14 protein-coding genes are annotated in these 14,054 nt (G+C 65.3%); 8 read left to right on the top strand and 6 right to left on the bottom strand.

The window, feature by feature from the left end; genetic code table 11:
- Window positions 1-153 precede the first annotated feature (153 nt).
- From PMI42_RS07945 to PMI42_RS07970, 6 genes are read right to left on the bottom strand one after another with little or no spacing between them, the layout of a single operon-like run.
- Window positions 154-1,458, bottom strand: coding sequence for an LLM class flavin-dependent oxidoreductase (locus tag PMI42_RS07945; RefSeq protein WP_008132382.1), 1,305 nt, complete (start codon window positions 1,456-1,458; stop codon window positions 154-156).
- Window positions 1,459-1,462: 4 nt separating this feature from the next.
- Window positions 1,463-2,221 (bottom strand): ABC transporter permease, encoded by a 759-nt coding sequence (locus tag PMI42_RS07950; RefSeq protein ID WP_008132383.1) that lies wholly within the window; start codon window positions 2,219-2,221, stop codon window positions 1,463-1,465.
- Window positions 2,218-3,033, bottom strand: a complete 816-nt coding sequence (locus PMI42_RS07955; RefSeq protein WP_008132384.1) for an ABC transporter permease — start codon at window positions 3,031-3,033, stop codon at window positions 2,218-2,220. Before PMI42_RS07955 ends, PMI42_RS07950 begins: the two co-directional genes overlap by 4 nt.
- Window positions 3,030-4,046 carry an ABC transporter substrate-binding protein gene (locus PMI42_RS07960; protein ID WP_008132385.1) on the bottom strand — a complete coding sequence of 339 codons (1,017 nt, stop codon included), beginning with the start codon at window positions 4,044-4,046 and terminating at the stop codon, window positions 3,030-3,032. The genes PMI42_RS07955 and PMI42_RS07960 overlap by 4 nt, the downstream gene beginning before the upstream one ends.
- 23 nt (window positions 4,047-4,069) lie before the next feature.
- On the bottom strand, window positions 4,070-4,861 hold the full coding sequence (locus PMI42_RS07965) for a class II aldolase/adducin family protein (RefSeq protein WP_008132386.1): 792 nt from the start codon (window positions 4,859-4,861) through the stop codon (window positions 4,070-4,072).
- Window positions 4,858-5,721, bottom strand: coding sequence for an ABC transporter ATP-binding protein (locus PMI42_RS07970; RefSeq protein WP_008132388.1), 864 nt, complete (start codon window positions 5,719-5,721; stop codon window positions 4,858-4,860). Before PMI42_RS07970 ends, PMI42_RS07965 begins: the two co-directional genes overlap by 4 nt.
- 224 nt (window positions 5,722-5,945) lie before the next feature.
- Between PMI42_RS07970 and PMI42_RS07975 the strand changes: the two genes are divergently transcribed.
- The 8 genes from PMI42_RS07975 to PMI42_RS08010 form a co-directional block, all read left to right on the top strand.
- Window positions 5,946-6,662 (top strand): GntR family transcriptional regulator, encoded by a 717-nt coding sequence (locus PMI42_RS07975; RefSeq protein WP_202802804.1) that lies wholly within the window; start codon window positions 5,946-5,948, stop codon window positions 6,660-6,662.
- Between the two features lie 68 nt (window positions 6,663-6,730).
- Window positions 6,731-7,510, top strand: a complete 780-nt coding sequence (locus tag PMI42_RS07980; RefSeq protein ID WP_008132390.1) for an SDR family oxidoreductase — start codon at window positions 6,731-6,733, stop codon at window positions 7,508-7,510.
- A gap of 7 nt (window positions 7,511-7,517) precedes the next feature.
- Window positions 7,518-8,663: a pyridoxal phosphate-dependent aminotransferase gene (locus PMI42_RS07985; RefSeq protein WP_008132391.1), complete on the top strand. Its 1,146-nt coding sequence runs from the start codon at window positions 7,518-7,520 to the stop codon at window positions 8,661-8,663.
- Between the two features lie 11 nt (window positions 8,664-8,674).
- Window positions 8,675-9,556 (top strand): alpha/beta fold hydrolase, encoded by an 882-nt coding sequence (locus PMI42_RS07990; RefSeq protein ID WP_008132392.1) that lies wholly within the window; start codon window positions 8,675-8,677, stop codon window positions 9,554-9,556.
- 3 nt (window positions 9,557-9,559) lie between these two features.
- Window positions 9,560-10,813: a Zn-dependent hydrolase gene (locus tag PMI42_RS07995; protein WP_008132393.1), complete on the top strand. Its 1,254-nt coding sequence runs from the start codon at window positions 9,560-9,562 to the stop codon at window positions 10,811-10,813.
- Window positions 10,814-10,815: 2 nt separating this feature from the next.
- Window positions 10,816-11,346, top strand: coding sequence for a flavin reductase (locus PMI42_RS08000; protein ID WP_008132395.1), 531 nt, complete (start codon window positions 10,816-10,818; stop codon window positions 11,344-11,346).
- Between the two features lie 43 nt (window positions 11,347-11,389).
- Entirely contained in the window at window positions 11,390-12,934 is a 1,545-nt protein-coding gene (gene pdxR, locus PMI42_RS08005; protein ID WP_008132398.1) for a MocR-like pyridoxine biosynthesis transcription factor PdxR, read from the top strand.
- A 424-nt stretch (window positions 12,935-13,358) separates the two neighbouring features.
- The coding region (locus PMI42_RS08010; RefSeq protein WP_008132399.1) for a hydantoinase/oxoprolinase N-terminal domain-containing protein at window positions 13,359-14,054 on the top strand (696 nt) is incomplete at its 3' end.

The following is a 14,054-nucleotide window of genomic DNA, read 5'->3' on the forward strand; positions in this document are numbered from 1 at the left end:
TCCCTCCCCCGCTTGCGGGGGAGGGATGGGGAGAGGGTATCTCCTCAATCGAGAACCCCCAAGAGGAGAGAACCCTCACCCGGCGCGTTGCGCCGACCTCTCCCGCAGGCGGGAGAGGTGCACCGAGCCCGCGGCCGCTTGGTTCATTCCGTTCTAAACCGCAAAGAACGGATTGGCCGGCCGCGCGAGGCCGAGGTGATCGCGCAATGTCGTGCCCTCGTAGTCCGCACGGAACAGCCCGCGCTCTTGCAAAATGGGCACGACGAGCTCGACGAAATCCTCGAAGCCTTCGTGGAAATAGGGCGGCATGACGTTGAAGCCGTCGGCGGCGTGCTGCTCGAACCAGAGTTGGAGCGTGTCGGCGATGCGCTCGGCCGAGCCGCACAGCACCCAATGGCCGCGAGCGGCGGCGGTGAGATTGTAGAGATCGCGCAGCGTCATGTTCTCGCGGCGCCCCTTGGCGAGCATGACGCTGGCGAAGCTGTGATAGCTGTCGGAGGGCGCTATGTCGGGAATCGGGCCGTCGAGATCGTAGGCCGACATGTCGCGGCCGAAGCGGTCGGACAGGATCGCGAGCGCGTTGCTGCCGCTGACAAAGCTTTGGAGCACGTTGAGCTTCTCGAACGCCTCCTTGTCGGTGCGGCCGACGACGGGCATCACGCCGGGCAGCACCGTGACGTCCTCGGCCTTGCGGCCGAACGACGGCAGCCGCGTCTTCAGTGAGGCGTAGCCGGCCTTGGCTTCGTCGATGTCCTGCACCACCGAGAATACGATGTCGGCGGTGCGCGCGGCGAGTGCTTGCCCGGCCTCGGAGCCGCCGGCCTGGAGCACAACGGGGCGGCCTTGCGGGCTGCGGCCGATGTTGAGCGGGCCTTTCACCTTGAAGAACGCGCCGTCATGGTCGATCGGGCGCAGCTTCGCCGGATCGATGTAGACGCCGCTCTTGCGGTCGGCGACGATGGCATCATCCGCCCAGCCGTCCCACAGGCCCTTGACGACATCGAGAAATTCGCCGGCCATCTCGTAGCGGCGGGCGTGGTCGGGATGGGTGGTGCCGAAATTCGCGGCCGTGGCCGGATTGGCCGTCGTCACCGCGTTCCACGCCGCGCGCCCCTTGGAGATGTGGTCGAGCGAGGCAAACACGCGTGCGACCGAGAAAGGATCGCTGTAGGTAGTGGAGACGGTGGCACCTAAGCCGATATGGCTGGTCGAGGTTGCAAGCGCGGCCAGCATGGTCAGCGGCTCCAGCCGCAGCGTGTAGGAGGGATGGGCGGCCGCATCGGCATAGAGATTGTCGCCCATGAAGACCAGGTCGAACTTGCCGCGCTCGGCGGTGCGGCCGATCTCCTGGATCGCGGCAAAGTCCTGGAAGCTGTCGACGGCGCCGGGATAGCGCCAGCCCGCGACATGGCTGCCGGTGCCCAGGATGAACAGGCCGAGATGCATCTGTCGTTTCATGGCATCATGTCCAGAACAGGATCTTGCGCTCGAGGAAACCGATCAGGCCGAAGAAGGCGAGGCTCGCCGCGGACGCCACGAAGATCGCCGCCCAGACCTGGACGAAGTCGATCTGGAGCACGGCCTGGTAGATCACCCAGCCGAGCCCGCCATGCGCACCGAGCATTTCGGTGACGATCGCCACGATGACGCTGCGGACCGTGGAGACGCGCATGCCGGCGAGCAGCAGCGGCAGCGCGGTCGGCAGGCGCAGGCGCCACAGCACGCCGAAGCGGCTGGCACCAAAACTCTTCATGAGATCCACGGCGCGGCGATCGACACGGTCGAGCCCCGCCAGCATCGACAGCAGGACGGTGAAGCTCACCGCCATCGCCACCATCACGATCTTCGAGCTGACGCCGATGCCGAACCAGAGCAGGATCAGCGGCGAATAGCCGACCACGGGCACCGAATTGATCGCGGTCGCAAGCGGCAGGATCGCGCTCCGCAACGCCGGCACCAGGGCGATGGCGACGGCAAGGCCGATGCCGATCAGGCAACCGAGTCCGTAGCCGACCAGTGCTTCGAGCAGGGTGTAGCCGGCAGCGTCGATCAGCGTTGCACGTTTCGACCACAGGCCGACGAGGATGTCGCTGACGGCCGGCAGAACATAGGCCGGCAGATGCAGTCCGCGCGCCGCGCCTTCCCAGCACGCGACCAGGAGGACGGCGCCGAGAATGCCGCGCTGGACGGCGAGCGAAGGAGAGGCAAGGGCGCGGCTCATTGCTCGGCGTTCCAGAACACCAGCCTGCGCTCGACCGCGGCGACCACGGCATAGAAGCCGGTGCCGAGCAGGGCAGCGGCGAGCAGGGCCGCCCAGATCGCGACCACGTTCTCGGTGAACATGGCCTGGAGCAGCAGCACCCCGAGCCCGGTGGTGTCGCCGAACCATTCGCCGACGATGGCACCGACAAGGCTCAGCGATGCCGCGAGCCGTAACGCCACGAAGATCTGCGGCAGCGCGGTCGGAAGCTGCAGGCGCAGCAGGAGCTGGCGGTTGGAGGCGCCGAAGCTGCGCATCAGGTCGACCTGCCTGGGATCGACGGTTTCGAGACCCAGCAGCGTGTTCACCGTCACCGGAAAGAACGTCAGGTAGAACGCGATGATTGCCTTGGCGAGCAGGGTGTTGCCGAACCACAGCACCACCAGCGCGCCGAAGGCGATGACCGGAATGGTCTGCGACACCACGAAGATCGGAAAGATCATCTCGCGCAGCGCACGGACACGGAAGAACACGACGCCCATCAGCACGCCGAAGGCGCCGCCGGACGCAAAGCCGATCAGCGTCTCGGCAAGCGTGCGCAGGAAGCCGTCGACATAGGCGCGCGGCGTCGCCGCCATCGACATCAGAATGGTGCTGAGGCGCGGCAGGTAATAGGGCCGGATGCCGAACAGCAGCACGGCGCCTTCCCAGATCACCGCGGCAATCGCGAGGCCGAGCAGGAGCCGGATCAGCTTGCGCAGCCAGTCCGGCATTGCCATCGACCGCGCAGCCGCGCGGCCGCCACCGAGCGATGTCGCGGCAGGGTTGCTCACGGCAGCCGGTCCGCCGCCGGGATGCTCTGGATGAAGCTGGCATCATAGGCGGCAGCGAGGTCGACCGGCTTGGAGATGACGCCGTATTTCAGGAAGAAGTCGTGGGCGGTCTTCACCGCATCGGCGTCGATCCAGAACATGCCGTTCTTCGCCGCCGCGCCTGCCGTCATCAGACGCTTCACCTCGGTCAGCATGAACTCCTGCTGCGCGCGGTCGAGCGTGGGGGCTGCGGCCATCACGGTGTCGACGGCGCCCTTGGGATCGGAGAACGCGTCCTTCCAGCCCTTCAGCGAAGCCCGCAAAAACGCCTTGACCAGCTCCGGCTTCTCCTTGGCGGTCGCCTCGGCCACGATCAGCGTGTCGCGCGGGAAGGTGATGCCGTAATCCTCGGCGACGAAGGTCTTCAGGCTGTCCTTCGGCATGCGCGACTGGATGGTGTAGAACTCGTTGTAATAGGTCGCCGTGATGACGTCGACGTTGCCGTCCACGAACGGCGTCACCGAGACCTGCTGCGGCTGGATCTTCAGTTCATCCGGCTTGATGCCTTCCTTGGCCAGCATGCCGTTCAGCACATGATTGGCGCCGGTGAACCAGGTGGTGACGGTCTTACCCTTGAAATCCTGGATCGTCTTCACCGGGCCGTCCTTGCGGGTGACGAAGATGAAGGGCGTGATCTGGTGCGACACGCCGATGCAGACGATCGGCAGGCCCTTGTCGCGGGCGGCGAACACGCTGTCGGTGCCGCCGGACAGGCCGAACGTGTCGGCGCCGGTCGCGACCAGGTTTTCGGTCAGCAGGTTGGGCCCGCCGGGATTGATGGTGAGGTCGAGCCCTTCCGCCTTGTAGTAGCCCTTGGCGGCGGCGACGTAGAAGCCAGCGAATTGCGCCTGCGGCAGCCATTTCAGGCGCAGGCTCGCCTTCTGCAATTCGGCGGCGGGCGCTGCCGTGACGAGCGAGCCGGTCGCCAGTGCGATGGCGGAGAGGACGGAGAAGGCGTGGCGACGGCTCAACATGGTCATACTCCAGAGGATGAAAATCAATTGCGGTAGGATGGATCGGTGCGGTCGAGCTGGCGCATCAGCGCCGGCCATTCGCGTTCGCCGGGCACGAGGATGTCGCCCTGCAATTCCCAGAACTGGCGGGCGGCCTTCTCGCAGACCTCGTGTGGCGGCATTACCAGCCTGGCGCCGGCTGCGGCGGCTGCCTGCATCTGGAGCTGGATCCGCGCGGCGCGCTCGAAATAATACAGCAGCATGAAGGCTTCGCCCGGCGTGCGGCCGACGGTGAGGATGCCATGGTTGCGCATCAGCATCACCTTGTGCGGACCGAGATCCCGCACCAGGCGGACCTGCTCGTCGAGGTCGATGGCGACGCCTTCGTAGTCGTGAAACGCCTGGCGGTCGTAGAAGCGCATCGCGAACTGGCTCAGCGGCAGCAGGCCCTTCTCCTGCCCTGAGACCGCGACGCTCGCGTCGGAATGGGTGTGCAGCACGCAGGCCGCATCATGGTTCGAGGTGTGGATCGCGGCATGGATCACGAAGGCGGCGACGTTGACGGCCTGCGGCGTGTCGTCGAGTTTGTTGCCTTTGGTGTCGATCTTGACCAGGCTCGACGCGGTGATCTCGTCGAACAGCAGCCCATAGGGATTGATCAGGAACTGGTCGTCGTGGCCGGGCACGCGCATGGAGATGTGGTTGTAGATCAGATCGTCCATGCCGAGTTTTGCGACCATGCGATAGCAGGCTGCGAGCTTGACGCGGGCATCCCACTCGGCCGGATCGATACCGTTCGGCGCAACTTGCGTTTCTCTCGCTGACATCGCGTTCACTGCGGCTTCTCCTGCGCGATGGAGGACTGGAACGACTTCATGCTTTCCTCCTCGATCGCATCGAGCAGCGTGCGCTTGAGGCGCACGAATTCGGGGGAGGTGACGATCTCGGGTCGGCGTGGGCGGGGAAGATCGACAATTTGTTCGAGCTTCACCGAGCCGGGGCGGGCGGTCATGACCAGCACGCGGTCGCCGAGGAAGATGGCTTCGTCGACGTCATGGGTGATGAAGAGAATGGTGCGGCGGTATTTCTGCCAGACGTCGAGCAGCCAGCGCTGCATCATCGCCCGCGTCAGCGCGTCGAGCGCGCCGAACGGCTCGTCGAGCAGCATCAGGTCGCGTTCGAACAGGAAGGTGCGCATCAGGGCGACGCGCTGGCGCATGCCGCCGGACAATTGATTGGGATATTGCTTCTCGAAGCCGGCGAGCCCGAACTCGGGCAGCATCTTGAGCGCCTTGGCACGCGCCTGCTCCCGCGGCATGCCCTCGACCTCGAGCGCGAGGATCGCGTTGTCGACCACATTGCGCCAGGGAAACAGCAAATCGCGCTGCGGCATGAAGGAGACGCGGCCGAGCAGATCGGCGGCATGGCAGCTCTTGCCTTCGAAGCGCAGGATGCCGCCGGCGTCGGGCTCTTCGAGGCCCGCGACGATGTTGAAGAGGGTGCTCTTGCCGCAGCCGCTGGGGCCGACGACGGTGACGAACTCGCCGGGGGCAACGCTCGCCTCAAGTCCCGACAGCGCCGCGACGGAGCCAAAAGTCTTGTTGATCGCGCGCAGCTCGAGCAGCGGCTCAGGCTTCGGGTGAGCCTGCGGGGCTTCGACGGTCGGTCCGGGATCGGGGAGGCGGGCGGCCTGCACCAGCATGTCCTTGTATAATGGCGGCGGCCATTCGCATACGAAAGCGGACCGCGTCGAAATCTCTTAGCAACTCGTGTGCCAGTGCCATTTCAGGGCAAATCAGGCATAAGACTTGCGAGATGGACGACGAATAGGTCGGAGTCACGCGCGCTTCCGAGACAAAATCGGTCGTTTCGCTGGAAGACGGATGCCATTTTGTATACTTATATCCTTATCGGAGAAACATGATGGTGGATATTGGTGCACATGTTGGAGGCAGGCGCGTGAAAAACGGGCAGGAGTCCCTGGCGCCAAGTCCCGGCATGACGCTGGCCGAGAGCCTGCGCCAGAAGCTCGAAGGGGCGATCGCGGCAGGCCACCTCGAGCCAGGCAGCCGGCTCGACGAACAGGAGATCGCGCAGCGCTTCGGCGTCTCGCGCACGCCGGTGCGGGAGGCGTTCCGCCTGATGGCCGCCAACAATCTGGTCGAGCTGCGCGGCCGCCAAGGGGCGACGGTTCGGAGTATCAAGGCGCAGGCGCTGATCGAGATGTTCCAAGTCATGGCGGAGCTGGAGGGGCTTTGCGCAAGGCTGGCCGCAAGGCGTGTTTCGCAGGCCTGGGGAGCTGAAATTGGCGAGATTCACCAGCGGCTTGTGGCAGCGGGCGAAACCGGCGACATCGACGTCTTCTACGACATCAACCAGGAATTCCACGAGGCGATCTACGAGGCCTCGCGCAACACCTTCCTGGCCGACCAGACCCGCAAGCTGCGCAACCAGGTGGCCGCCTATCGCCGCCGGGTGACGCGCATGCCGAACCGGATCGCCGACACCGTTCGCGAGCATGAGGCGATCATGCAGGCGATCCTCGCCCACGATCCTGAGCGCGCGCACAGTACCATGCGCGACCACGTCAACCTGCTCGGCGACAACCTGCTGGACTTCCTCGCCGCCTTCGAATGACCCCCTGATGTCGCTTGGTATGCAAATTGCTAGACCTTGTATATCTAGCTTGCATCCTGGAGACCCCTGTGGACCTGAAGCTGACGAACAAGACCGCCCTGATCACCGGCGCGTCGAAAGGAATTGGACTTGCGGTGGCCGAGCTCTTCGCTGCGGAGGGGTGCCATCTGCATCTGGCCGCCCGCAACGGCGAGGCCATGCTCGAAGCCAAGAAGCAGCTCGAAGCCCGCCATGGCGTGAAGATCACCATTCACGCGCTCGACCTCTCGAGCACGGCCGCGATGGAGAAGCTCGCGGCCGAGGTCGGCGACATCGACATCCTCATCAACAATGCCGGCGACATCCCGGCCGGCTCGCTGGAAATTCTCGATGACGCCGCCTGGCGGCGCGGCTTCGATCTCAAGGTGTTCGGCTACATCACGCTGTCGCGCCTCTATTATCCGCGCATGAAGGGCAAGGACGGCGTCATCATCAACATCATCGGCAATTCCGGTGAGAACTGGGACGCGAGCTATATCGCGGGCTCTACCGGCAACGCCGCGCTGATGTCTTTCACCAAGGCGCTTGGCGGCCGCAGCCTCGATCACGGCGTGCGCGTCGTCGCGGTCAATCCGGGACCGGTTGCCACCGACCGCATGCTCAAGATCATGAAGCGCAAGTCGATCGACATGCTCGGGGACGAAAGCCGCTGGGAGGAACTGTACGACAAATATCCGGGCAAGCGGCCGGCGACGTCGGAAGAGGTCGCCGATCTCGTCGCGTTCCTGTCCTCGCCGCGGTCCGGCTACATCACCGGCACCGTGGTGACGATCGACGGCGGCATCGCCGCGCGCGGCTCGGTGATCTGAGGCATCGATGTCGGGACCTCAATCCGCGGCGCTGGTCCGCAACCGCTATTTCGACGAGCTCTCGGCGACGCCGGGGCTCTATTGGCTCGGCCAGAACACCAACCATGTCGAGAGCCATCCCGCCGTGCGCGAGGCGATGCTGCGCTCGATCGAGGCGGGCGAGTTCAATGCCTATGCGCCGCCGCTCGGCTTCGAGGCGCTGCGCGAGGCGATCGTTGCCGACCTCGGCGTGCCCGGTGCCGAGGCGCTGGTGACCGAGGGCGGCGTCAACGCGCTGGCGATGATCTGCCGCGCGCGCTGCAAGCCGGGCACCACGCTGGTGACGACTGATCCGACCTGGAAATGGCCGTGCCTGTTCGCGCGCCAGCAGGGTGCCGAGGTGATCGAGATTCCGATCTACGATCCCGCCTGCAATTACCGCCTGACGCCCGAGGCGTTGAGGGCCAATGTCGATGAGCGCACCGCGATCATCTATCTCGTCGATCCCAACAATCCGCTCGGCATCCGCTACACCCGCGAGGAGATCGAAAGCTTTGCCGCGATCGCGCGCGATTGCGACGCGCTGCTGGTGCACGACTGCACCTATCGCGATTTCGCCGATGGCCACACCCCGGCGCTTCATGTGGCCCCGAAAGGCTCGGTGGTCTCGACCAGCTTTTCGAAATGGCTTGGGCTCGCAGGTCTGCGGATCGGCGCGCTCGTTGCCGCACCCGATCTGTTCGAGGAGTTCGCGCAGACCTCAACCAGCGTGCTCGGCGCGAGTGTCATCGCCCAGCGCGCGGCGCAGGCGGGGCTGTCGGTCAAGACCGAATGGATGAAGAAGGTCCGCAGCACAGACCGGAGCAACAAGGCGATGATCCAGGAGGCGGCGGCCGGGATCGAAGGGCTGGCGCTGCCGATCATGCCCTCGCACGGCAACTTCCTGGTGCTGGAGACCATCGCGGCGGGCATCCGCCCCGAGGCGCTGGTCGAGTGCTATCGCCGCCAGGGCATCATGATCCGGCAGGGTACCTATCACACCCAGCGCTTCGGCGACCGTTTTGTGAAGATCAGCACCTCCGTGCCGCAGGCGTGGGTCGAAAAGCTTTGCACGCTGCTGCCGGATATGGTCGCGCAGGCGCGCACGCTCAACGACCTGCCGCCGCAATTCTAGGGACGATGCCGATGACGATGATCACAGCGAAGGACGGCGTGAAGCTCTACGTGGAAGAAACGGGCGAGGGCACGCCGATCCTCTTCATCCATGAATTCGGCGGCAATCACGCAAGCTGGGAGCCGCAGCTGCGCTATTTCAGCCGGCGTCACCGCTGCATCAGCTACGCCGCGCGCGGCTATCCGCCGTCGGATGTGCCCGACAGTGTGGAGGCCTATTCGCAGGCGATTGCCGCTGACGATGCGGTTGCCGTGCTCGACGCGCTCGGCATCGACAAGGCGCACATCGTCGGCCTCTCCATGGGCGGCTTCTGCACGGTGCATTTCGGCCTGCGCACGCCGGAGCGCGCGCTGTCGCTCACGGTCGCGGGCGCCGGCTATGGCTGCGAGAAGGAGTTCGAGGACTATTTTCGCGGCGTTTCCCTTGAAGTCGCGGACAATTTCGAGAAGCAGGGCGCGAAGGAATTTTCCAAGGTCTACGCGCTCGGCGCGAGCCGGGTGCAGTTCCAGAACAAGGATCCGCGCGGCTGGCAGGAATTCGCCGACCGCCTCGCCACTCACTCCGATCGCGGCGCCGCCAACACCATGCGCGGCGTCCAGGCGCGCCGGCCATCCTTCTACGATTTCGAGGACGGTCTGAAAAAGATGATGGTGCCGACGCTGGTCGTCGTCGGCGACGAGGACGATCATTGCCTCCAGCCCGGCATCTTCCTGAAAAAGACCATCCCGGCTTGCGGATTGTCAGTCTTCCCCAAGACGGGTCACACGCTGAACCTCGAAGAGCCCGCGGCGTTCAACGCGCTGCTCGCCGAGTTCATCGCCCAGGTCGAGGCCGGGCACTGGCTGCCGCGCGATCCGCGCGCGCTGCCGGGCCAGATCATGCGCACGAAATAGTCGATGACGAGCCAGCCATTGATCAACGCCGATCGGCTCTGGACCCGCCTGATGTCGCTCGCCGAGATCGGTGCGACTCCCGCCGGCGGGGTCAACCGCCAGGCGCTGAGCGACGGCGAGATCGCCGCATGGCGACGTGTGATCGGCTGGGCGTTTGAAGCGGGATTGACGCCGTCGACGGATACGGCGGGAAACCTGTTCCTGACGCTGGCCGGCCGCGATCGCACCGCGCCGCCGTTTCTCCTTGGCAGTCATCTCGATAGCCAGCCGACCGGCGGCAAATTCGACGGTGCAGCCGGCGTGATGGCGGCGCTGGAGGCGGCGGTTTCGCTTGCCGAGCAAGGCGAGAAGCCCGCGCGCGACCTCATCGTCGTCGCCTGGATGAACGAGGAAGGCTCGCGCTTCGCCCCGGGCATGATGGGCTCGGAGGCCTTTACCGGCGAGCGCGACATGGACGCAATCCGCGCCGCGCGCGATGCCGACGGCGTCAGCGTTGGCGAGGCGCTCGACCGCCTCCACCACGCTTTCCCTGATGTGCCCCACAGACCGCTCGGCTTTGCGGCCGCAGCCTATCTCGAACTGCACATCGAGCAGGGGCCGTTGCTGGAAGCCGCCGCATGCACCATCGGTGTCGTCACCGGCATCCAGGGCAAGAAGACCTTTCAGGTCGTGGTCGAGGGCGCCGAGGGACACGCCGGCACACTGGCGCAGCAGGAGAGGCGGGATGCGCTCGCAGCCTTTGCCCGGATGGCGACCGCGCTCCATGCGGAAATCGGCACCATCGATATCGACATCAAGTTCACCATCGGCCGCGTCACGGTCGTGCCGAACGCGCCGTCAGTGGTGCCGTCGCGCGTCAGCTTCAGCATCGATCTGCGTCACCCTGATAATGCGGTGCTCGATGCGGCCGGTGCGCGCATCAAAGCACTTTGCCAGGAGACTGTCCCGCCTTGTACGGTCACGGTGACGCCGCTCGTCGATGCGCCCTCAAACGCCTTCGATCCCGCCCTGCGGGCAAGCATCGCGAAGGCCGCGCGCGAGCAGGGGCATTCGGCCATGGACATCCTCTCGGCCGCCGGTCACGACGCCCGGCATCTCGCCAAGGTTTGTCCAGCCGCGATGATCTTCATTCCGTGCCGTGACGGCGCGAGTCACGTCGAGCACGAATGGGCCGAGCCCGATCATGTCGCCGCCGGCGCCTCCGTGCTGGCGCAGGTCCTGCGCGGGCTCGCCTTTGCATCGGCCATCGAGGCATGAGCATGCCGGACGTCGCCTCTCAGGACTACCGCGACGCGATGGCCTGTCTCGGCGCCGCCGTCAGCATCGTCACGACCGACGGCGGTGCGGGCCGCGCCGGATTTAGCGCATCGGCGATTTGCAGCGTCACCGACGATCCGCCGACGCTGCTGGTCTGCATCAACCGCGGCTCCTCCGCCTATGCCAGCGTGGTGCAGAACAGGGTGGTGTGCGTCAACGTGCTCTCGGCCCGGCACGAGCCGCTATCCCGCTTGTTCGGCGGCAAGGTGCCAGCGGATGAGCGATTTGCCGCAGCCGCGTGGTCGACACTCGAAACCGGTGCGCCGGTGCTGGCCGACTGCTCTGCCGCGTTCGACTGCCAAATTGCCGATATCGTCAATGTCGGCACGCATGACGTGCTGTTCTGCCGGGTTGTGGCCCTGCAACGATCCGGCTGCACCGACAATCTGATCTATTTTGGCCGCGCCTACCACACGGTCGGGGTGACTGATCCAGCGGAGACTGGACCCGAATCCGCTCCTGACGCATCCTGAGGCGACGCCGGCGGCCATCGCCTGCCTTCCAGCAACCGCCTCCATGGACAAGAGCCGTCAACCGCACCAGCGCGTCTCCCTTGCGGGGATGCATATCGACCGGACCTCGGCCGTGCCGCTGCATTTGCAGATCGCGGCCCATATCCGCAGCGGGATTCTGCGCGGCGCCTTTCCGGCCGGAACGCAATTCCTGGGCTCGCGGGAGATCGCGCGGGAACTCGGCTGCTCGCGCACGGTGGTGCTGACCGCATGGGATCTGCTCTACGCCGAGGGCTATCTGGAATCGACGCCGCGCGGCAGCGTCATGGTGGCGTCCGTCGCCGCGCCGCATGCGGAGCCGCCTTCGATCACGCCCGCGGCCGCGCCCGCCCACATGTCGAAGCGCTGGCAATCGCTGCTCGGCCTGGAGTACGAGACCAATTGGCCGTCCGTGTTCGCGCCCGGCGCCCCCGATATCTCGACCTTTCCTTTCAAGGAGTGGTCGCGCCTGCTGCGCCAGAGCTGGCAAAATCCGCGCGAGCAGGAGTGCCTCGATCTTCCGCCCGAGGGACATCCGCGCTTGCGGAGCGAGATCGCGAATTTTCTTGGCTCGGTGCGGGGGCTGGTCTGCGCGCCGGAGGAGGTCGTGGTCACATCAGGCACGTCGGGTGCGCTGGATTTCTGTAGCCGGATGATCCTCGATCCCGGCGACGAGGTCTGGGTCGAGGAGCCCGGCTTCATCGAGGCACGCTGGGCCTTGACGGCCGCGGGCGCGAAGCTCGTTCCGATTCCCGTCGATGACAAGGGCCTCGTCGTCTCCGAGGGCATCAGGCGCGCACCGCGTGCGAAGCTGGTCGTGGTCACGCCGTCGCACCAATATCCGCTTGGCGTCAGCATGCATCTGGAGCGGCGGCTCGAGCTGCTGGATTGGGCCAACAGGAACGACGTCTGGGTGATCGAGGACGATTACAATTCCGAGTTCAGGCACCAGGACAGCATGATCGCGTCCCTGCGCTCGCTCGATCGCGAGGGGCGGGTGATCTATTTCGGCACCTTCTCGAAGATCATGATGCCGAATTTGCGGCTCGGCTACTTGGTTGCGAACAGGCGTTTCATCGACGGATTTTCGAAGGGCCGCGCGCGCATCGACGTGCACACCTCCGGCATCGGACAGCTCGCGCTCGCCGAATTCATGCGGGAGGGGCAGCTGCTGCGGCACCTGCGCGGGATGCGGCGGCTCTATGCGGAGCGGCGGAAGGCGCTGATCGATGCGATTACGACGCTGATGCCCGATGATCTCTCCGTGTCCTCCGCCGTCACCGGGCTTCATCTCGTCGCGCTGTTCACCGAGGCGATGCAGGCACGGATGAGCGATCGCGAGGCGGCCGCAAGCCTGAAGCAGGCCGGTATCCACGTGCAGCAATTGTCGCAGAATTTTCTGGAAGCCCCGACGCGGCAAGGGCTGGTGTTTGGCTACGGGCGCCTGCACGTCGAGGATGCCGCGCCGCTGCTCGCGAGAATCGCTGATTGCATCGGCAGCCGTCGCCGCAACGCGCCAACCGGGCCGGCAATATCCTCTCGTACTGTTCGTACAATAAAGAGAGGCTGAGCCGACCGCCATGCATAGCTCGTAGGCATTCAGCTATACCGCAGCGCCACCCGATCGCCTTCAAATTAGACAGACGATCTCAATCGCTCCGATTGCAGTGCAGCGGGCATCACGGTTTGCGCGGTGAAATCCGTGGTGCGCTGCACGTTTCTCGCTTGGAAGGTACGACGTTCATCTGCACTCTGCGGAGGCATCACTGCACCAAAACGTGCAGCGCGTGGCGCGGCGTGCGCCGGCGATCGCGCGCTGGTCTAGTGATTTGCGACAATTCTGGCCCTATCCCGAGCCAGTCGCTCTGTCGCACGCTCGCAGGTGGTGGCATGACAAGGGATGCATGATGAGCGCTCTCGGTTTGGCATTGGACGTTGCGATGAACGGCAAGGACCCGGCGTCCGGTTCGGGCGTCACGCGTAGCTGACTGCACATGAGCTCTTCCGACCATCATTGGGAAGTCGGCACCGATATCGGTGGCACTTTCACCGACATCATCGCCATCCGGCGCGATTCCGCTGAGGCGCGGATCGCAAAAGTGCCGTCGCGGCCTCAGGCGCCGGTTCAGGCGATGCTGGAGGCGATCGAGGCGGTGGGCCTGCGCAAGAGCGAGGTGAAGCGCTTCGTCCACGGCACCACGCGCGTGACCAATGCGATCGTCGAAGGCCGGCTGCCGAAGGTGGCACTGGTCGCGACCGAAGGATTTGCCGATGTGCTGGAGATCGCGCGCTATCGCCGCCGCGATCTCTACCGCCTCGACATTCCCCCGAAATCACCGCCTTTGGTGCCGCCTGAGCGATGCTTTGGGCTGGCCGAGCGCCTCGATCACGAGGGCGGGGTGCTAAAGGCTCTTGATGACGCCGAGATCGAGCGTCTGGTGGCGTGGCTGAAAGGGACCGGCGTCCAGAGCGTCGCGGTCGCGTTGCTTCACGCCTATGCTAATCCCGTCCACGAAAAGATGCTCGGCGAGCGGCTCAAGGACGTCGTCGCCCATGTCTCGCTGTCGCACGAGGTCAACCCTGAAGCCCGCGAATATGAGCGGACCTCGGCGACCGTGTTCAACGCGGCGGCGATGCCGATCGCGGTGGAATATCTCAGCGAGCTGGAGCAGCGGCTGCCGATCCGCCCC

The organism is Bradyrhizobium sp. YR681, assembly GCF_000282615.1.
GTDB lineage: Bacteria > Pseudomonadota > Alphaproteobacteria > Rhizobiales > Xanthobacteraceae > Bradyrhizobium.

Bases quoted from the DNA above. Each gene is read 5' to 3' on its own strand.
- PMI42_RS07945 (WP_008132382.1), bottom strand. From the start codon at position 1,458: ATGAAACGACAGATGCATCTCGGCCTGTTCATCCTGGGCACCGGCAGC.
- PMI42_RS07950 (WP_008132383.1), bottom strand. From the start codon at position 2,221: ATGAGCCGCGCCCTTGCCTCTCCTTCGCTCGCCGTCCAGCGCGGCATT.
- PMI42_RS07960 (WP_008132385.1), bottom strand. From the start codon at position 4,046: ATGTTGAGCCGTCGCCACGCCTTCTCCGTCCTCTCCGCCATCGCACTG.
- PMI42_RS07975 (WP_202802804.1), top strand. From the start codon at position 5,946: ATGATGGTGGATATTGGTGCACATGTTGGAGGCAGGCGCGTGAAAAAC.
- PMI42_RS07985 (WP_008132391.1), top strand. From the start codon at position 7,518: ATGTCGGGACCTCAATCCGCGGCGCTGGTCCGCAACCGCTATTTCGAC.
- PMI42_RS07990 (WP_008132392.1), top strand. From the start codon at position 8,675: ATGACGATGATCACAGCGAAGGACGGCGTGAAGCTCTACGTGGAAGAA.
- PMI42_RS07995 (WP_008132393.1), top strand. From the start codon at position 9,560: ATGACGAGCCAGCCATTGATCAACGCCGATCGGCTCTGGACCCGCCTG.
- PMI42_RS08000 (WP_008132395.1), top strand. From the start codon at position 10,816: ATGCCGGACGTCGCCTCTCAGGACTACCGCGACGCGATGGCCTGTCTC.
- pdxR (WP_008132398.1), top strand. From the start codon at position 11,390: ATGGACAAGAGCCGTCAACCGCACCAGCGCGTCTCCCTTGCGGGGATG.